The 17,162-nt window shown below is 59.4% G+C and carries 20 protein-coding genes and 5 tRNA genes; 1 reads left to right on the forward strand and 24 read right to left on the reverse strand.

Annotation, left to right across the window (positions count from 1 at the left end; genetic code table 11):
- Window positions 1-183: 183 nt before the first annotated feature.
- From DW732_RS00095 to serS, 5 genes are all read right to left on the reverse strand, one after another.
- A tRNA-Arg gene (locus tag DW732_RS00095) sits at window positions 184-260 on the reverse strand.
- A gap of 157 nt (window positions 261-417) precedes the next feature.
- Window positions 418-494, reverse strand: a tRNA-Arg gene (locus DW732_RS00100).
- 164 nt (window positions 495-658) lie between these two features.
- A tRNA-Arg gene (locus DW732_RS00105) sits at window positions 659-735 on the reverse strand.
- A gap of 77 nt (window positions 736-812) precedes the next feature.
- Window positions 813-1,190, reverse strand: coding sequence for a hypothetical protein (locus DW732_RS00110; RefSeq protein WP_117734697.1), 378 nt, complete (start codon window positions 1,188-1,190; stop codon window positions 813-815).
- 173 nt (window positions 1,191-1,363) lie between these two features.
- Window positions 1,364-2,647: a serine--tRNA ligase gene (gene serS, locus DW732_RS00115; protein WP_117734698.1), complete on the reverse strand. Its 1,284-nt coding sequence runs from the start codon at window positions 2,645-2,647 to the stop codon at window positions 1,364-1,366.
- Between the two features lie 111 nt (window positions 2,648-2,758).
- On the opposite strand from serS, the gene DW732_RS09930 reads away from it, so the two are divergent.
- Entirely contained in the window at window positions 2,759-2,932 is a 174-nt protein-coding gene (locus DW732_RS09930) for a DUF6724 family protein (RefSeq protein ID WP_171025133.1), read from the forward strand.
- Window positions 2,933-3,088: 156 nt separating this feature from the next.
- On the opposite strand, the gene proC is transcribed toward DW732_RS09930, so the two are convergent.
- From proC to DW732_RS00210, 19 genes are all read right to left on the reverse strand, one after another.
- On the reverse strand, window positions 3,089-3,859 hold the full coding sequence (gene proC, locus DW732_RS00120; RefSeq protein WP_117763575.1) for a pyrroline-5-carboxylate reductase: 771 nt from the start codon (window positions 3,857-3,859) through the stop codon (window positions 3,089-3,091).
- A gap of 73 nt (window positions 3,860-3,932) precedes the next feature.
- On the reverse strand, window positions 3,933-4,403 hold the full coding sequence (gene rlmH, locus DW732_RS00125) for a 23S rRNA (pseudouridine(1915)-N(3))-methyltransferase RlmH (RefSeq protein WP_022094530.1): 471 nt from the start codon (window positions 4,401-4,403) through the stop codon (window positions 3,933-3,935).
- A 6-nt stretch (window positions 4,404-4,409) separates the two neighbouring features.
- On the reverse strand, window positions 4,410-5,348 hold the full coding sequence (locus DW732_RS00130; protein ID WP_117794003.1) for an SPFH domain-containing protein: 939 nt from the start codon (window positions 5,346-5,348) through the stop codon (window positions 4,410-4,412).
- Window positions 5,349-5,925: 577 nt separating this feature from the next.
- A tRNA-Leu gene (locus tag DW732_RS00135) sits at window positions 5,926-6,012 on the reverse strand.
- Between the two features lie 43 nt (window positions 6,013-6,055).
- Complete coding sequence (locus tag DW732_RS00140; protein WP_117763573.1) at window positions 6,056-6,973, reverse strand: TatD family hydrolase; 918 nt, start codon at window positions 6,971-6,973, stop codon at window positions 6,056-6,058.
- Window positions 6,963-7,823, reverse strand: a complete 861-nt coding sequence (rsmA, locus tag DW732_RS00145; protein WP_118098035.1) for a 16S rRNA (adenine(1518)-N(6)/adenine(1519)-N(6))-dimethyltransferase RsmA — start codon at window positions 7,821-7,823, stop codon at window positions 6,963-6,965. The genes DW732_RS00140 and rsmA overlap by 11 nt, the downstream gene beginning before the upstream one ends.
- A 107-nt stretch (window positions 7,824-7,930) precedes the next feature.
- Window positions 7,931-9,532, reverse strand: coding sequence for a methionine--tRNA ligase (metG, locus tag DW732_RS00150; RefSeq protein WP_117634281.1), 1,602 nt, complete (start codon window positions 9,530-9,532; stop codon window positions 7,931-7,933).
- 69 nt (window positions 9,533-9,601) lie between these two features.
- Complete coding sequence (rsmI, locus tag DW732_RS00155; RefSeq protein ID WP_117634283.1) at window positions 9,602-10,480, reverse strand: 16S rRNA (cytidine(1402)-2'-O)-methyltransferase; 879 nt, start codon at window positions 10,478-10,480, stop codon at window positions 9,602-9,604.
- Between the two features lie 6 nt (window positions 10,481-10,486).
- Window positions 10,487-11,548, reverse strand: coding sequence for a glycoside hydrolase family 5 protein (locus tag DW732_RS00160; protein ID WP_117634285.1), 1,062 nt, complete (start codon window positions 11,546-11,548; stop codon window positions 10,487-10,489).
- Window positions 11,549-11,939: 391 nt separating this feature from the next.
- Window positions 11,940-12,012, reverse strand: a tRNA-Phe gene (locus DW732_RS00165).
- Between the two features lie 123 nt (window positions 12,013-12,135).
- Window positions 12,136-12,420: a CopG family transcriptional regulator gene (locus DW732_RS00170; protein WP_117763570.1), complete on the reverse strand. Its 285-nt coding sequence runs from the start codon at window positions 12,418-12,420 to the stop codon at window positions 12,136-12,138.
- Complete coding sequence (locus DW732_RS00175; RefSeq protein WP_117734706.1) at window positions 12,420-12,686, reverse strand: hypothetical protein; 267 nt, start codon at window positions 12,684-12,686, stop codon at window positions 12,420-12,422. The genes DW732_RS00170 and DW732_RS00175 overlap by 1 nt, the downstream gene beginning before the upstream one ends.
- A 58-nt stretch (window positions 12,687-12,744) precedes the next feature.
- On the reverse strand, window positions 12,745-13,104 hold the full coding sequence (locus tag DW732_RS00180; protein ID WP_233505075.1) for a DUF192 domain-containing protein: 360 nt from the start codon (window positions 13,102-13,104) through the stop codon (window positions 12,745-12,747).
- The gene (locus DW732_RS00185; protein ID WP_118098036.1) at window positions 13,101-13,577 is read right to left on the reverse strand and encodes a TadE/TadG family type IV pilus assembly protein; all 477 of its coding nucleotides are present in this window, start codon (window positions 13,575-13,577) and stop codon (window positions 13,101-13,103) included. The genes DW732_RS00180 and DW732_RS00185 overlap by 4 nt, the downstream gene beginning before the upstream one ends.
- Complete coding sequence (locus tag DW732_RS00190; RefSeq protein ID WP_118098038.1) at window positions 13,577-15,637, reverse strand: hypothetical protein; 2,061 nt, start codon at window positions 15,635-15,637, stop codon at window positions 13,577-13,579. Before DW732_RS00190 ends, DW732_RS00185 begins: the two co-directional genes overlap by 1 nt.
- 64 nt (window positions 15,638-15,701) lie before the next feature.
- A complete protein-coding gene (locus DW732_RS00195) occupies window positions 15,702-16,238 on the reverse strand; it encodes a TadE/TadG family type IV pilus assembly protein (protein ID WP_118098040.1) in 537 nt (178 codons plus the stop codon).
- Entirely contained in the window at window positions 16,174-16,392 is a 219-nt protein-coding gene (locus tag DW732_RS00200) for a hypothetical protein (protein ID WP_117734711.1), read from the reverse strand. The genes DW732_RS00195 and DW732_RS00200 overlap by 65 nt, the downstream gene beginning before the upstream one ends.
- A gap of 1 nt (window position 16,393) precedes the next feature.
- A complete protein-coding gene (locus tag DW732_RS09815) occupies window positions 16,394-16,957 on the reverse strand; it encodes a hypothetical protein (protein ID WP_147336106.1) in 564 nt (187 codons plus the stop codon).
- Window positions 16,921-17,154 (reverse strand): hypothetical protein, encoded by a 234-nt coding sequence (locus tag DW732_RS00210; RefSeq protein ID WP_117734713.1) that lies wholly within the window; start codon window positions 17,152-17,154, stop codon window positions 16,921-16,923. Before DW732_RS00210 ends, DW732_RS09815 begins: the two co-directional genes overlap by 37 nt.
- Between the last annotated feature and the right edge of the window lie 8 nt (window positions 17,155-17,162).

The raw sequence follows: 17,162 nt of genomic DNA on the forward strand, positions 1-17,162 counted from the left end.
ATATCACCCTGATCGGTCGTCTAGAGAAGGAGCGGTCGCGGATAGGCCGCGATACCTACTCGGAATCTTACACGAGTCGATAAGAAATCGTCCGCTTCACGCCCGCGCCTCGACCGAGGTTCGAATCCATGCGGCGTCCGCCTAAAAGAAAAGCCCCCGTCACCGGAGGCTTTCAATTTCAATTGGTGCGGCGTATAGGATTCGAACCTATGACGTTCTGATTCGTAGTCAGACCCTCTATCCAGCTGAGGTAACGCCGCGACTTGTTGATTATTATGCACATCGACTGAATAAAGGTCAAGCAATTTTCGAAAAAAGTTATTGAATTTGATTTTTACTCATTTTGACCCCTTGATGCGATCTTCGACGCATCGCGATATAAGAAAAGCTCCCGTTGCCGGGAGCTTTAAAGTCAATTGGTGCGGCGTATAGGATTCGAACCTATGACGTTCTGATTCGTAGTCAGACCCTCTATCCAGCTGAGGTAACGCCGCAACGCACGGATTATTATGCACGTGACCCCTCGATGGGTCAAGCGACAATTTGGAAAAATTTTACGAAATGATGATTAAGACGCTCGCGCCTCGACCGAGGTTCGAATCCATGCGGCGTCCGCCTAAAAGAAAAGCCCCCGTCACCGGAGGCTTTCAATTTCAATTGGTGCGGCGTATAGGATTCGAACCTATGACGTTCTGATTCGTAGTCAGACCCTCTATCCAGCTGAGGTAACGCCGCAACGCAAGACATATAAAACCACTTTAGCTTATTGGAGTCAAGCACAATCTCAAACTTTTTTGTGGAACGCAGTTTTGTCACGCTGCTCCGCATATACCACCGTTCCCCGTACGATCGATTGGCTTTTCGATCACGTCAAACTTAGCATCAAGTTCCCTCAGGAGCGATCTCACCCGCTGGGCACAATCATAATCGGCAAACGAGATGCTCAGCATGCGCGCAGCCTGGTTAGATGTCCGGACCCCATAGAAATGCTCCAGGGCCACAAGTCCCTCATGCGTCACAAAGGTCTCGACCACATGCGGCGACTCCTCAAAGCACCATTGGGTCAACGGACCCTCGCTCGTCTGTCGAACCACCAGGCCACCCATGCCAGACGGCTCACACGTTACAAGCAGGTACTCCCCGCCCTCGTCGCTCTCAAACAAAACCACCCGATCATCAAACAGCTCCATCGCGTCCCCTTTCTCTCGCTCTTATTTAGCAAAAGCATAGCAGGTAGATGGCTGTATACAGAACAGTTGTTCGTGTGTTTTCTATTGAGCTGTCCGCACGGCATGGTATGGACCTGCGCACGAAATAGGGCGCCCCCGAAGGAGCGCCCTTGCATATCCCCTATGCAGCCAAGTTACGCGACCGGCTCGATCTTCTCGAGACCGCCCATGTAAGGACGCAGAACCTCGGGGATCGTAATGGTGCCGTCGGCGTTCTGGTAGTTCTCCAGAATGGCGGCCATGGTGCGGCCGGCCGGCAGGCCGGAACCGTTGAGAGTGTGCAGGTAGCGCGAACCCTTGAAGTTCTCGGGGTCACGATACTTGATATTGGCGCGGCGAGCCTGGAAGTCACCGCAGTTGGAGCAGGAGCTGATCTCCTTGTAGGCGTTGTAGCTCGGCAGCCAGACCTCGACGTCGTAGGTCTGACGGGCAGAGAAGCCCAAGTCGCCGGTGCACAGGCTAATCACGCGATACGGAAGGCCCAGCTGCTGCAGCAGGTACTCGGCCTCGGCGGTCATGCTCTCGAGCTCCTCGTCGGACTCCTCCGGCTTAGCGAACTTGACCATCTCGACCTTGTCGAACTCGTGCTGACGGATGATGCCGCGGGTGTCGCGACCGGCGGAACCGGCCTCCTCGCGAAAGCAGGGGGTGAAGGCGGTGTAGCGGCGCGGCAGGGTGTCGGCGTCGAGCACCTCGCCGGCGTGCAGGTTGGTGAGCACAACCTCGGCGGTAGGGATCAGGAAGTTGTCGCCCGAGACGTGATAAGCGTCGTCCTCGAACTTGGGCAGCTGCCCCGTACCGAACATGGTCTGACGCTTGACGACGATGGGCGGCCACCACTCCTTGAAGCCACGACTCGTGTGCGTGTCCAAGAAGAAGTTGATGAGGGCGCGCTCAAGACGGGCGCCGGCGCCACCGAGAACGGTAAAACGGCTGCCGGAGAGCTTGTTGCCGCGCTCGAAGTCGAGGATGTCCAGATCGGTGCCCAGATCCCAGTGCGGCTTAAAGTCGAAGTCGAACTCGCGCGGGGTGCCCCAACGACGGCGCTCAATGTTCTCGTCCTCGTCCTTGCCGTACGGCGTGGCCTCACAAGGGATGTTGGGCAGGTGAGCCATGAAGTCATACTGCTCCTGCTCGAGAGCGCCTCGGCGCTCGGCCAGACCGTCAATCTTCTCGTTGACGGCGCGCACGGCCTCCTTGGCGGCCTCTGCCTCGTCCTTCTTGCCCTCCTTCATCAGGGCGCCGATCTTCTTGGACTCGGCGTTGCGCGTAGCCTGGAGCTCCTCGACCTCGGTGATGACGGCACGGCGCTCGTCGTCGAGCTCAAAGAACTTCTCGCGATCCCAAGATGTCTGGCGGTTAGCCATGGCGACATCGATGGCATCGGGGTTCTCGCGAACAAACTTGATATCAAGCATCAGATCCTCCGGCGATATACATTCCATTTAGGTTGCAACCTTGTACATGTATGGGCAAGTATATACTTATGAGCGTTTACGACCCAACTCAACTACGCAAGAAGGCACCCAATGGACGCAGTTTTTTCCTTTTTGTTTGGCACCCGCACCGGTTTTGCCATCCTTTTCGCCGGCGGCATCCTGCTGTTTGCGATTCTTGCCTTTGTAATGGAGAAGCGCACCCATAAGATGTATGTCGACCGCGGCCCCAAATCCGAGGACGAAGAAGACGGCTTCTGGGACTAACCGACCAAAAAGGGACAGGTTTATTATGGTCGGTTTTATCTGGGCAAACGCAAGCGCCCCGCAACTGGAATTGAGCCAGTTGTGGGGCGCTTTTTCCACACAAGACAAAACCGCAGGAAAAACCTGCCAAAATAAACCTGTCCCTAAATGGCAGGTTTACTGGAGGGTGGCGTCGATGGCCTTGACCAGGGCGCTGCGCATGCCGGCGTCCTCGAGCGCGACGACGCCCTTGATGGTGGCGCCGCCGGGCGAGCATACGGCATCCTTCATCGCCGCAGGATGCTGGCCGCCTACAAGCTGCAGTTTTGCCGTACCCAGCACCATCTGGCTCACGATGCGGTAGGCATCGGCGCGCGGGATACCGTGCTTGACGGCCGCATCGCCCAAGGCCTCAATCGCCATGGCGACAAATGCCGGTGCGCAACCGCCCACGGTACCGCCCACAAACAGCAGGCTCGTGTCGAGCTCGACGACGGCGCCAAGCCTACCGAGCAGGTCGAGCACAACAGCACGTTGCTCGTCGTTGAGCGTAGAGGACTTCTCGCAGGCGATAACGCCCTCGCCCACTGAAACCGGCGTGTTGGGCACCGTCGAGATGTGCGCGACACCCGGCAGGACCTGTTCCCACTTGGCGCTGTCCCAAGTCCAGGCGACCGAAAGGACAACCTTGTCGGCAAGAATGTCCTTGAGCGGAGCGAAGACCTTCTCGATCATGTACGGCTTGACCGCAGCAACCACGATATCAGATGCGGCGACAACCTCCGCCGCATCATGGCAGGCGACCATCCCACGCGCCTCGCAGCGCTCAACCAAGGCGTCGTAGCGGCCCGCGCAGGCGCACATGTCGCTCGCAGTCACACCGGCGGCAATCCAGCCATCGGCCATGGCGCTCGCCATATTGCCAAAACCGACAAATCCGATCTTCATATCACATAGTCCTCTCAGACACATTCCTCAAAACGAAAGGTATTGTCCCACGTCACTGTTTCGTATTGCCGACCTATTTGTGATACGGCTCGCCACGGCTGATCTTGCAGGCACGGTAAATCTGCTCTAGCAGCACTACACGCGCCAGGTTATGCGGCAAGGTAATACGTCCAAAGCTGAGCATCTCGTCGGCTCGTGCGCGCACGTCATCGCTCACGCCGTCCGAACCGCCGATTACAAAGGCAATGTCGCTACTGCCTCGCAGCATAAGATCGTCGAGCCTCGCCGAGAGCTCCTCACTCGAACGCTCCTTGCCCTCGATAGCCAGCAGGATCACATGCGCTCGAGACGGCAAGGCAGCAAGAATCGCCGCCCCCTCCTTGTCACGCGCGGCATCCACGCCGCCCGCCTTGGCAGGGTCGATATCGGCCACCTCGCGGATATCCACCTTGGCATAGGCGCCCAGGCGCTTGGTGTACTCGGCACACGCGTCCTTCCAAAAGCGCTCTTTGAGCTTGCCAACACAAACGACGGTGTATTTCACGCGTGCCTACTCCTTCGAACCGTTTTGAACTTTGCCGGCGGTCAGCATCTGCTCGAACATAGAGGCCGACTGCGAGAAGTCGCTCGGCAGCACGACCGTCGAGGTTTTACCCATGCGAGCAAACTCCGTCATCATCTCGGACCACTGCGTAAACATGAACAGTTGGTTGGCCTCATCGTTGCCAACACCTGTCTCCTGGATAATCTCGAGCGAGTCCTTAATGCCCAGAGCGATCGCCTTGCGCTGGTTGGCGATGCCCTCGCCCGCCTTTTCCATGGCCTCGGCTTCGGCGGTCGCCTCGGTGACGCGCTTGATGCGGTCGGCCTCGGCGAGCTCCTGTGCCGCAGCGCGCTTGCGCTGGGCGGCGTTGATGTCGTTCATAGAGTTCTCGACCTCAGTCGGCAGTGCGATCTTGGTAATGAGCGTCGACACGAGGGTGAAGCCGTAGGCAGCCATCTGCTCGGAAACGGTAGCGTTAACATCCTTGGCGATGTCATCCTTCTTGGCAAAGACCTCATCGAGTGTGTAGACGGGAATCGAAGAGCGCAGGGCGTCGGTGATGAAGTCACGCATCTGGTCGACGGGCTCCTGCAGCATATAGTAGCTCTTGTAGATGCCCGAATCCGCCGGGCCAGCACCCATGTCATAGCTCACGTGATATTGAGCCGAGACCTCGAGGCCGATAGTCACATTGTCCTGAGTCTTAACGTCGATACCAAAACCGTTTTTCATCGTGCGCAGGCTCACCGTGGCAGCTTTACGGTCGACTACGGGCACCTTCATGTGGAAGCCCGCGTTGACGATGCGGTTGAACTTGCCTAAGCGTTCGATGATCACAGCATGCTGCTGTTCAACGACATAGCAGGCGCTGGGCAGCAGCAGCAACAGGATGATGATGGGAATCAAAAGGCTGGTAAGGGCGGCGATGATACCGGAAAACAGCATGGTCTCTCCTCTGATAGGCACACGTTGGGACTAGGATACCCGCACGAAGCAGCTGTGTGACACCAACAAGAGGACCCGTGGTCAAAAAAGACCAAATATGAGTACTGTTACCAGTTTAGTAACAGCGTATTTGGGTCAAAATCGCCTCTTTGAACCCGAAGTCTATCGAAATTACTTCATTTCGTCTCATGATTGAGTCAAATTAGCGTACATCTGTTGCGTAAAATGAGCAAAAATGGCTTCGTGAAATGTCTCTATTTTCGTGCCAGTACTCATATTTGCCACTTTTTGACCGCAGGGGCATCTACCGCGCGAAATCGATAGGTCAAATCTGCCAAAAACGGCCCGTAACAAAAAAGCTCCCATTGCTGGGAGCTCTTTCATTCAATGGTGCGGGCGAAAGGACGTCCGCGTATCCGCTTCGCGGATCCGCACCGGCTTCGCCCGCCTGCCGGCGGACTCGCCAGCTCGCTAAAAACGCTCCGCGTTTTCTTTGCGCTCGCTCCTTCGCAGGTTCAAGTCCCCGCGATGGGCCCATAACAGAAAAGCTCCCATTGCTGGGAGCTTTCTCAATCAATGGTGCGGGCGAAAGGACTTGAACCTTCATGGGGTTGCCCCCATACGGACCTGAACCGTACGCGTCTGCCAATTCCGCCACGCCCGCGTGCAGGAATTAGAATAACGGAGCGCCACCGTGAACGCAAGAACTATTTTTGAAAAAGTTTGCAAGCATTTTCCCAAGCGGCTTGCGCGATTGTTTCGGCGTCCTCACCAGTGCGATCGACACGGTCGTTGACCAGCGTGTTTGCCGTGATTGAAATCATTGCCGGCTCGCACTCAAGACCTCGAATGGGCTCCGGCGCCATATACGGGCAATCCGTCTCGAACAAAATGCGGTCGAGCGGGGTCGCCGCAAATGCCTCGCGCACGTCGTCGTTGCGCTTAAAGGTGGCCGCACCACCATAGGCGATATAGCAGCCCAGCTCCACAAAGCGCTCCATCGTGGCGCGGTCCTCGCCAAAGCAGTGCAGCACACAACCGGCCTGGGGCACGCCCACCTCACGAAGCACGTTGTAGGCGTCCACGTGCGAGGTACGCTCCGGGTCCGTGTCCTCGTGACGCAGATGCAGCTCCACCGGCACGTTACGGCACACGGCAAGCTCGAGCTGGCGCGCCATACAGTCAATCTGCACGTTATGGGGCGCCGGCGCGATATCGTCGTCATAGTCCATGTGGTAGTCCAGGCCGATTTCGCCAATACCGGCGCATAAGGGGTCATCGAGTGCGGCAACGACCTGTGCGTGAACATCGTCGGTATAGTCCGGCGCGCCATACGGATGCACGCCGGCAAGATACTTGATCTGCGGGATATCCTGCATCGGCAGAATCTCGCGCGTCAGCCAGTCGCTATAGTCCGTCACGCTGCGCTTATCGGCAATAGGGTCGAAGACCGTCACCAACAGGTCGACGCCCGCCGCTTTGGCACGCATGAGCGTCTCGGGCACATCCTTGCCCCAGAACGAAAGCAGATGCGCGTGCGTGTCGGCAAGCGGCGCCAAGGGCTCCGGACAGGCGACCGTTTTCTTTTTCTTGGTAAACGTCACACGTTCGGCATTAGGCATCATGGATGAGCTCCTGGGCCAGACGGACAAAGTCGGCAACATCGAGTGTCTCGGCTCGCGTGGCCGGCGCGATACCGCAAACCTCAAAGGCGGCATCGAGCACGTCCTTGGCAAAGCCGTTGGCGCTCATGGAATTGCGGATAGTCTTGCGACGCTGAGCAAATGCGGCGTCGATCACGCGGGCCACAAACTCGCAATCGAGCCCCTCGGGCACCACGCCGTCAACGCGGTCGATGCGCACGACGGCTGAGTCCACATGCGGCGCCGGCATAAAGCAGCGCGGCGGCACCTCAAAGCGACCCGTCACCTGCGTATACAGGCCGAGCTTTGCCGTATAGCCGCCATAGGTCTTATTGCCCGGCGTCGCGGCAATGCGATCGGCAACCTCCTTTTGCACCATGACGACGGCACGCTTGAGCGCCGGCATCGTCTGGAAAAATTGCAAAATGATCGTCGCCGCCACGTTATAGGGCAAGTTCGCGACAAATACCGTGGGCTCGCCGCCAGCAGCCTGCTCAATCTGCTCCGGGCCCACCTTGAGCGCATCGCCCATAATAAAGCGGAAGTTGGCATAGTCGGCAGCATGGGCATCGAGCACCGGCTCGAGCTCGGGATCGGCCTCGATCGACGTGACGCACGCAGCCTCCTGCAGCAGCGCAAGCGTGAGCGTGCCAACACCCGGACCCACCTCGAGTACGCGCTCGTCACCTGCAAGCTCGGCAAGCTCGCAGATACGCTCAATCACATGGTTGTCGATTAGAAAGTTCTGGCCCAGGCGATGCTTGGTCGCAAGGCCAAACTCCTCCAGCAGCTCCCTTGTTGCCGTGGGGTTTGCCAAAGGCGAAGTTGTCATAGTTGCCTCCTTAGCATGGTGGCGACGTCTTGAAACAAAAGGGCATGGACCGTTGCGGCCATGCCCTTACACCTAAACTGCGAATTGCCGATATGGCGCGCGGTGTCTTAGCCCAGACGCGGGAACAGCGGCTCGCCCTTCTCGACGGGAGCGCCGCCGGCAAGCAGACCCCAAGCGCAAATACCCTTGAGATCGTCGCTTGCGGCCTCGTCCTCGCAGGACAGACGGCGCAGAGCCTCGGCAGAAGTCTGAGGCATGAGCGGCATCAGCAGGTGGGCGGCGATGCGGATGGCTTCGAGCAGGTTGTAGATCACAAACGCGAGCTCGTCAGCCTTGGCCTCGTCCTTGGCAAGCGCCCAAGGCTCGGAGTCCTCGATGTAATGGTTGGCGGCGTGGATGAGCTCCATGACCTCGTCCTTGGCTCCACCGTAATCGAGCACGTCCATCTTGGCCATATAGCGCTCAACCAGGCCATCGGCAATCTTTGCCAGCGGGTTGTCGAACGCATCGAACGATGCGGGCTTGGCGGGCGCGCAGCCGTCAAAGTACTTGCCGCTCATGTTGAGCGAACGCGAGATAAGGTTGCCCCAGCTGTTGGCCAGGTCGGCGTTGTAGACCTGCTCCATGCGATCGAAGCTGATGGCGCCGTCGGTGCCGGGCACCACGTCGGTCATGAAGTAATAGCGATAGCCCTCGACACCCAGCATGTCGATGACGTCCTGCGGAGCGATGGCGTTGCCGCGGCTCTTGGACATCTTCTCGGCCTTGCCGGTCTCGGCGTTGCGCACGGTCAGGAAGCCGTGGGCAAAGACATGCTCGGGCAGGGCCTCGCCGATGGCCATGAGCATGGCGGGCCAAATGACGCAGTGGAAGCGGATGATGTCCTTGCCCACGATGTGGAACTGCGCGGGCCAGCGATAGGCCAGCTCGGCACGGGCCTCGTCGGTGTCGACACCGTAGCCGACAGCCGTCATATAGTTGAGCAGGGCGTCGAACCACACGTAGGTCACGTGGCCCTCATCAAACGGAACCTGAATGCCCCAGTCAAAGCTCGTGCGGCTCACGGAAAGATCGTTGAGGCCTCCCTCGACAAAGCTGCGCACCTCGTTCATGCGGAACGCAGGCTCAACAAAGTCGGGGTGCTCGTCATAGAGCTTGAGCAGCTTGTCCTGGAAGGCGGAAAGTTTAAAGAAGTAAGACTCCTCCTGCACGCGCTCAAGCGGACGGTGGCAATCGGGGCACAGGTGCTGACCGACGCTGCCGTACTCCTCGTCACCCTTCTGGACCTGCGTATCGGTGAAGTAGGTCTCGTCGGGCACGCAATACCAACCATCGTAGCTGCCCTTATACAGGTAGCCGGACTCCTTCATGCGCTCCCACAGGTACTGTACGGCATGATGCTGGCGCGGCTCGGTGGTGCGGATGAAGTCGTCGTTGGAGATCTCGAGCTTGTTCCACAACTCCTTGAAGTGCGGAGCCTGGCTGTCGGTCCACTCCTGCGGCGTCATGTTGTGCTTGGCTGCGGCCTCGGCGACCTTCTCGCCATGCTCGTCCATGCCGGTCAGGAACTTGACGTTGTAACCGGCAGAGCGGCGATAACGAGCCTGGACGTCGGCGATGATGGTGGAATAAGCCGTGCCCAGGTGCGGATCGGCGTTGACGTAGTAGATGGGCGTCGTGATAAAGAACGAAGGCTTGCTTTGATCCATGGGGTTAGTCCTCCAGAAAAACGTTGCATACAGGGGATGATTCTAGCGCAAGGGCTGGATATCCTCCATCTATTGCATATCGAGCACCATGGCATAGACATCGCGCTTGCGGCGCGAATACTTTTGAGACAGGCGCTTGGCCACCGCAGAAGCGGGCTCCCCCTCCTCGAGCGCGGCGCGGATATCCTCGCGCAGGGCCTCGTCGGGATCTGCCGCCGCAGCGCCAGCCGGCACGATGCCGGCCTCCTCGTCCTCACTCGGCGGCGCGATGACCAGCGCAATCTCGCCCTTTACCTCGCCACGAGCACGCAACTCCTCGGCAAGCTGGGCGGCGGGCCCACGCAAGACCTCCTCGTGTAGCTTGGTGAGTTCGCGGCAGACGGCAACCTCACGCTGGGGAAAGACCTCGGCCACAGCCTCGAGCGTCGCCACGATGCGATGTGGAGACTCGTAGAAGATGAGCGCGCCGGGCACCACGGCAAGGCGCTGCAGACGGCGCACGCGGTCACCGTGCTTGCGGCCCAAAAAGCCCTCAAAGAAAAATTGCTCGCAGGGAATGCCGGACGAAACGAGCGCCGTGACGCAAGCAGAGGGCCCGGGGATAACTTCGACGGGTACATCGGCCTCACGCGCTGCCTCGACCAGCGCCTGGCCGGGATCGGACACGCTCGGCATGCCGGCGTCCGAGGCAAAGGCGAGGGTTTCCCCCGCCAGCAGACGGTCGACCAGGCCGGCGGCGCGGCTGGCGATCACATTCTCGTCGCAACGGACAAGCGGCTTGGAGATACCCAGGTGCATTAGCAGCTTTGACGTCACACGCGTGTCTTCGCAGCAGATGGCATCGGCGGCGGCAAACGCCTCGCCAACGCGCGGGGACAGGTCTCCCAAGTTGCCGATGGGTGTGCCGACCACATAGAGTTTGCCCGTATGGGCGCTGTTTTGCGTCATATCAACCTATTCAATCATGCCGCGCTCGAGCGTACCGAGCGCCGCGCGGGCATCCCATGCCGCAATACGCTTCTCGGTCTTCCACGTTTGGAAGAACCAACCGGCAGCCGGCGCAAACGATGCCAGCTGATTGGCGATGAACACGCGCTCGTAGGCATTGCGGCCCTCGGGCGTAACCGACGAGTTGGCAAAGATCGCCGCACCCGACCATTCGCCCACCAGCACGGGGAACCCCGTCGAAATCGCTTCTTTAAGCTCGCGCTTGTTACGCGAAATCGCCGTCGTCAGCCCGCGGGGGCTCGTGATGTCGAGTGCATACTCGTCACGGTAATGGTACAGGTGAAGGTCCATGTAGACGTTCTTGTACTTGGTGCCGCGCATAAAATGCTTCCACTCGCTGGGATACCCCGAAGACGAGAAGACGACGATTTTATCCTCGGGCATATACGAACGGACGAGCTCGTAAGCATCGCGATAGAAGTTGCGCAGGTAGTGAGCAGGAATGCCATCCGTCATGGTAAAGAGGCTCTTGCGGACGCTCATCTGCGGCGTGTCAAGCAGCTCAATGCCCAGCAGGCTCTCGGCCTCACCGTAGCGATCGGCCAAACGCTCGAGCACGTCGAGTGCGACATGGCGGCCGTTAGTGGACGAATGCCACTCGGCAACAGCCTCCGGCGTGGTGGGCGAATCGTTGGAATCGCCCTGACCACCGGGCACAGTTGCCAGGTCAAGCAGCACGCGAATGTTGTACTTGGCAGCCCACTCAATCGCGCGGTCGATGTAGTCGACAACCGAGATGTAGGAGGCATCGGACTCCTGTGAGCCAAAGGCATACCAAGGCACCGGCAGGCGCACGGCGTTGAGGCCGATCTGCGCCATACGGCGAAAATCATCCTCGCTCACAAACGTCTCGTAATGACGACGCATGCGCTCGTTATAGGCGGCGGTGCCCATGGCCTCCTGCAGCTCGGCCGCGTTGGATGCACCGGTCGCCGCGTACAGCGACGGGGTCACCCAAGGCTCGGGAATAAACCAGCCAGAGAGATTAACGCCGAGTATCCTCTCCATCACTGCCCCCTTCGGATCGTGCAGGTCGAGCCCGCATCGTATTGCATAGGAAAAGTATCGTTTTGAGTATACCCGCGCGTGCGGGCAGGCGACCGAATGGTCTGAAAAGTGACGCAAAAGCGGGAGGAATGTCTGGGATGCGCTTTCCGCAGGGGACTACATAAAAGAAAAGGACCCCTTTGCAGAGGTCCTAGTCAATTCAAGGTGGCGGGGAAGGGAATCGCGTCCGCGCGCTGCGCGGACGGACCGCTGCGGCGCTTGCGCGCCTTGCGAGCTGCGCTGGCAAACGCTTACGCGTTTACTCAGCTCCGCGCCCTCACGGGGTTCGATTCCATGTGGGGTCTGCATAAAAGAAAAGGACCCCTTTGCAGAGGTCCTAGTCAATTCAAGGTGGCGGGGAAGGGAATCGAACCCCTGACACGAGGATTTTCAGTCCTCTGCTCTACCAACTGAGCTACCCAGCCATTTGAGGTGTGCCTTGTTTCAAGGCTTGATTAGTATAACCAAGGACGCGTTCCGGTCAACCGAGAATTTTAAAAAAGTTTTTGAGCACAGCCTTGGTTCTATAAATCGGCACGTCAGAGGCATCAGCCGGAAGCAAGAAGTTTTTCACTCAGAGCCACACGGGCAAACTCACTTGGCGTCATCCCCTCGACAGCCGCCCGTCGACGAATGGCCTCCTTCATTCCCAGAGGAATCTTGACCGACAGCGTTGCCGTCCCCTCACCTGAGAGTGGGGGCCGTCCATGCACAATCCCACCAACGGTGTGTTCGCCATCCGGAAACTCTCCGCGCTCGTACGACTTGCACCACGCGTCAATCATTTCATCCGTTACAACCTGACCATTAGCGGCCGTATACGTCTTGCCCATCATCGACCCCTTTGCCGAGTCTGTTCAATCTTCTGCCAAAATTTCTTCTGGACTGGAGACAAGGCATGAATGATAAGCCACCCACGGACAAGCTCGACCGCGACAAGCTCCACGCTTCGTCCGTCTGGGAGCCATCCAATCGCAAGCCATCTCGGCGGCTCGTCCTTCGACTCGCGACGAATGCACTCAGTAACCGCAAGCCAGGCGCTAAGCACCTGCTTTTCCGTCAGGTGCTTTTTAGCGTTGGGATGGATCTCAACATCCATGCATCTTCTCCTCCATCTTACCCAATTTCGTATGACGAAAGTCCGCTATCGCCAATTCTTACGCCGGCACTTGTTGGAGGGCAGGGAGCGAGGCGAGGATTGAGGGACGTTCCAGTACGGCCCAGGCGCACGGGTGAGAGCACATGCGCCACGGACGGACGTTTTCATAGCGTGCGAGGATGTTGCCGTTGCGGTCGATAAAGGCAATGTCGATGGGATAGGCCATAAAACATGTGTGGACCGAGGAACAGTGCGGAAACGCCATGACGAGCGGCAGGCCGTTGGCGGCAACCGGACGCCGTCCCAGCATGCCGCGCAGGCGCACGACGAACGACTCCGCCACCGCAAACTCGGCCGGCGTCCAACCCAGCCTGTTGAGTGCCCGCGCGTAAGCGATGTAGGACGAGACCGCGGTCACATGACCACCCCCGGACGCCATGGATCGACCGTCACCGCGCGCTCGTGCGACAACGTTGTCGGCGCCCCCAGCGGAACGCCAGCGATGCTGAGAGAAGTCGGCCACGGCTCATAGTGCATGGTGCAGGTGTAGGTCCTAAACGTACCGGATAGGGAGAGCAGGCCACCATCCGATGCCTCCGCGCCTTGCTCGCTCGACACTTCGATCTGCAAGTCATAGCCTTCCATGGCATTCAGAATTTGAGTCTGAACCGTCGCCGAGGCATCGGCAGAGCTTTCGTCGCCCTCCCCCTCCGACGCCACGGCGTGCGCCAACACGACGTCGGGCACCACGCGGTCGAAGCGCGCGACAGCGCTGGCAAAGATCATGACGTTGTACACGATGAGTGCCAGCACCAGCAAAACGGGCGTAACCACTGCCATCTCCACCGTCGCTTGGGCGCGCTCCTCGCGCAGACGCATGCGGATACTCATTACGACCCACCGCCCAGAGCGCCAACCAGCGTGGCGACATCGACGGTGAGTGGAATGGAGCCGCCGCCGGGCAGAGGAATCTCCGCAAGCGTGAACACCGTACCGCCAATGGTGCGTTCGACTTGATATTCCAACGCCTCGCAAAGCGCCTTGGGATCGGTCACGCCCAACGGAATACCTCGCAGCTTGTCTTGCGCTTGAGAGAGACCAGCAATGTCAGACCCCGGACTCTTAATGACGTTGGCGGAATCGGTCAGCACCGGCTTTCGCAGGCGCAAGTCGCACGGTTCCAAACCCAGCGCCGCCACGGACGCCGAAACGGTATCGCCGAGCCACGATGCGATGGAGCCCAACGCGCCGCCGCCCCCTCCTAGGTCTTTAATCATCTCGTCCATAAGTTCGTCGGCCGAACCTTGGATATCACCGTATCCTACGAGCAGCCGTCCCCAAACATCCATGACGCCGTCGAGCACGCCGGCAACGCCGCCCGAGCGTTCCTTCAATGTCGAGAAAAATCGCGAAAGCACGTTGTTTTGCGCCGTCGCCTCATCGGGCGCCAGCACCGCGGCAGAGATGGCACCGCGACTGCCAAGCTCAACCGCCGTGTTAAACGAGGAGTTAAGTTGATCGGGGCTGGTCATATCGCCCGAAACCGCAAGGGCGACCACGCCATTGCGACCGGGCGGCGCGATACGCGGACGCTCACCCGAAAGCGCTTGAATGGCCTGATCGAATGCGCTTCCCGCGCGATCGGCCTCGCCTTCGGTCTGTCGCTCGAGCTCAAGCTCTTTGTTGCGGCATTCGGCGTAGTCTTCCATGGCGTCTTTGAACTTGTCAAAGTGATACTCGAAGCCGTTTTCGATCGATGTAGAAGGAGCGGCGACGGCACCCAGTGTCTTGACTCCAAAATGGCAGCGGTCGCATGCTTCTCTCCCGTCAAAGTCAGCAACCGATGACAGTCCTCCCGGCGCTCCCTTTTTATAGTTTGGGCAGCCAGTTCCATAATGGATGTACGTCTTGCCGTCATTGCTGCTCGTCGGCCACGCGGCATCGGTATAAAGATCGCTCGCCCTGACCTCGTCCGCATTGCGCGGCAGCAGCGGCAGGTCCGCGACGACGCTCGTGCCGTCGTCCACGATGGAGGCACGCCCGAGCTCTTCACCGGCATACCGATAGAACGCCTTTCGAGCGGCAGACTCCGCCTGCATCTCAACACTGATGCCGAGCGGTTTCTCATTTGCCAGGCGCTGACGGTAATATGTTCTCGCTCGGTCAAGCGCCACCTGGGGCTCCCACGTGACGCTCGATGCGTAATGTGGGTTGAGCTCGCCCGGCAGCGACGCCAGCTTCTTCGCGCGCTCCCACATGCACGAACGGCTACCAATCGTGCCCTTGTCCGACCCGCCGCAGTCCGCAAGCCAGGCGCGCTCTTTTGCTTTCGCCGTATCTTCAGAAGCCTCCTTCAACTTTTTGGCTGCGAGCTCTAAATCATCTGACGTGTCTTTAATAGCATCGGTCGAGATCTCGGACCCCTCGAGCGCAACGAAATCGGACTCGGATGTCCTGGGCACGGCAAGCGCCGTACCGGTATAGCTCACGCTATCGGTATCCTGCGCCGACACCGCCTGTGTAGCTCGCGCGGCAACCAGATACGGCAGAGCCGTCTCGATTTTCTGTAAGCCTTCCGATGCGCTTTTGGCAAACTTGTTGCGCGTTTTAATGATCCCAATCCCGGTGTCGACCATATTGCCGGCAACCGGCTCGGCACCCGGGATGAGGATGGCGACCAGGCCCGTCCCGATCGTGGCAAACCCCGCCAGCCCCAGACTCAAGATACTCGCATCAACCACCGTGGCAGCAGTGTGATAGGACGACACTACGTTGGCACCCGCCAGCGCGCCGCTATCGGCCGCCATCTGGGTATCCCCGGCACGCGACATGCTCCATATCGCCGCGGTTGACGAAAACAACAACGTGAGCACCACTAGGATGACCACGGCAGAGGAAAGCGTGGTGTAGGCACCGTCTTCGATAAACAGGTCGACACCGGCTCGACCCATAAAGCCGCCTCGTTTGCGATGGCAGCTCGGACGGCGCGTCAAAACGCGTCTAGACCAGAAACGCTTAATCCCATGCAGCAATCCACGAATCATAATCTCCCTCCAGCCATTCGGGACGCGATTGATACGAGACATTGACCTTGAGCTCAACGTAGCCGCCCTCGGCTGTACCACCCATAGCCTGCGCAAACGCACCGATCACAGGCAACGGCTTGACCTCGCCGGAAACGGACACGGACGAGACGCCACCCGCACCGGCCCGGCCAAGCTCGATATCCCACGACAACGGCCCGCCGGCATGAAAGATCGAAACGTTGGGCACTGCGGCAAGCCGGCGGCGGGTGAACTCCTTAAGATCATCGTCCTCCGCCGTCGTCGTGGTCATGAGCCGCGCGGTCTCGGCGGCGGCAGACTCCATGACCGCGCGCGTATAGAGCAGGCACACCGGTTGCAGTGCGAGAAGGATGAGCGTCAGAAACGTCGGCAGCAAAAAAGCGGCCTCGACCGTAGACTGCGCCCGGTCCTCGCGCGCGATATCAATACAACGCGATGTCCTTAGCGCCCGCAGCGGCGTCGATAACCGACGTCGAGGCAACGCCATGGGATGCCGCCCGCTCGACCAGCGCCGCCAAGCGCCCATCGGTGCCAGCACGCCAAAGTCCCGCGATCGCCAGCACGATGGAAAGCAGCGCCACCGTGACGATGGCGTATTCGACCGTCGCCTGGGCAGATTCCTCGCGCAGGACGTCATGCATTTCACGACCCCTCCTTTGAGTTCGATGCCTGCGGGCTCAGGCGGATCACGCGCAGGCGGCACGAAGCATCGCCGACATCCGCAGCAACCGTCACCATATCGACCCAGCCGCGTCCATCGCGCACGATGGCGCCCCATACGTTGCCCTTAATATCGAGATAGCCGCTCAGGGCGAGCTGGGCCGTTGGCACCTCGCGGTAGGCGCGTAACATATCCGCCGCCGCCTCGGTCATCGGTCGGTCCTCGGACCATGCAAGCCGGACCGCAATCGCGTTGCCCTCAGGCGAATCCGTCGCAGTGGCAGACCGCTTGTCGAGCGTCCGCAGAAAGGTTTGCGCCGTGACAGCGACATCCGAATCGTCCGCATCTCGCGTCTCATCTTTTTGAGACGCCACCGCCGAATCTGAGCCCGAGTCGAAGGCGGCCCCAGGACGCTGCTGCCGCGCGGAGTTAAGCCCCCAAAGCACCGCCGCTATCGCCACGATCAGGCAAGCAAACACCAGCAGCACCCCGATGGGGCGCTCGCCCTCTACAGGCTGTTGATGCCCTCGCTGATCGCATCCCATAGCTCTTTAACCTTGCCTTTAAATGCAACGATGGCAATAATCGCGATCACCACAAGCACGCCCACCAAAATGGCGTACTCGGTGGTACCCTGCGCGCTCTCCTCCTGCAACAGTTCCTTGGCATGCTGGCGAGCGCGGATCGCCCGGCAAAAAGCCCAGTTCCAAGCCTTGTCAGCAACTTCGACCATCGTGTTCATGTATTCCT

The organism is Collinsella sp. AM28-11LB (genome assembly GCF_003469895.1).
Taxonomy (GTDB): domain Bacteria; phylum Actinomycetota; class Coriobacteriia; order Coriobacteriales; family Coriobacteriaceae; genus Collinsella.

Excerpts from the sequence above, each read along its gene's own strand:
- DW732_RS00170 (WP_117763570.1), bottom strand. The coding sequence starts at position 12,420 with ATGGGCAAGACGTATACGGCCGCTAATGGTCAGGTTGTAACGGATGAA.
- DW732_RS00160 (WP_117634285.1), bottom strand. The coding sequence starts at position 11,548 with ATGGAGAGGATACTCGGCGTTAATCTCTCTGGCTGGTTTATTCCCGAG.
- DW732_RS00210 (WP_117734713.1), bottom strand. The coding sequence starts at position 17,154 with ATGAACACGATGGTCGAAGTTGCTGACAAGGCTTGGAACTGGGCTTTT.
- DW732_RS00130 (WP_117794003.1), bottom strand. The coding sequence starts at position 5,348 with ATGCTGTTTTCCGGTATCATCGCCGCCCTTACCAGCCTTTTGATTCCC.
- DW732_RS00200 (WP_117734711.1), bottom strand. The coding sequence starts at position 16,392 with ATGCATGACGTCCTGCGCGAGGAATCTGCCCAGGCGACGGTCGAATAC.
- DW732_RS00140 (WP_117763573.1), bottom strand. The coding sequence starts at position 6,973 with ATGATGCCTAATGCCGAACGTGTGACGTTTACCAAGAAAAAGAAAACG.
- proC (WP_117763575.1), bottom strand. The coding sequence starts at position 3,859 with ATGAAGATCGGATTTGTCGGTTTTGGCAATATGGCGAGCGCCATGGCC.
- rsmA (WP_118098035.1), bottom strand. The coding sequence starts at position 7,823 with ATGACAACTTCGCCTTTGGCAAACCCCACGGCAACAAGGGAGCTGCTG.
- serS (WP_117734698.1), bottom strand. The coding sequence starts at position 2,647 with ATGCTTGATATCAAGTTTGTTCGCGAGAACCCCGATGCCATCGATGTC.
- DW732_RS09815 (WP_147336106.1), bottom strand. The coding sequence starts at position 16,957 with ATGGGATGCGATCAGCGAGGGCATCAACAGCCTGTAGAGGGCGAGCGC.
- DW732_RS00110 (WP_117734697.1), bottom strand. The coding sequence starts at position 1,190 with ATGGAGCTGTTTGATGATCGGGTGGTTTTGTTTGAGAGCGACGAGGGC.
- DW732_RS00175 (WP_117734706.1), bottom strand. The coding sequence starts at position 12,686 with ATGGATGTTGAGATCCATCCCAACGCTAAAAAGCACCTGACGGAAAAG.
- metG (WP_117634281.1), bottom strand. The coding sequence starts at position 9,532 with ATGGATCAAAGCAAGCCTTCGTTCTTTATCACGACGCCCATCTACTAC.
- rsmI (WP_117634283.1), bottom strand. The coding sequence starts at position 10,480 with ATGACGCAAAACAGCGCCCATACGGGCAAACTCTATGTGGTCGGCACA.
- DW732_RS00190 (WP_118098038.1), bottom strand. The coding sequence starts at position 15,637 with ATGGGTCGAGCCGGTGTCGACCTGTTTATCGAAGACGGTGCCTACACC.
- DW732_RS00195 (WP_118098040.1), bottom strand. The coding sequence starts at position 16,238 with ATGGCGTTGCCTCGACGTCGGTTATCGACGCCGCTGCGGGCGCTAAGG.
- DW732_RS09930 (WP_171025133.1), top strand. The coding sequence starts at position 2,759 with ATGGACGCAGTTTTTTCCTTTTTGTTTGGCACCCGCACCGGTTTTGCC.
- DW732_RS00185 (WP_118098036.1), bottom strand. The coding sequence starts at position 13,577 with ATGAGTATCCGCATGCGTCTGCGCGAGGAGCGCGCCCAAGCGACGGTG.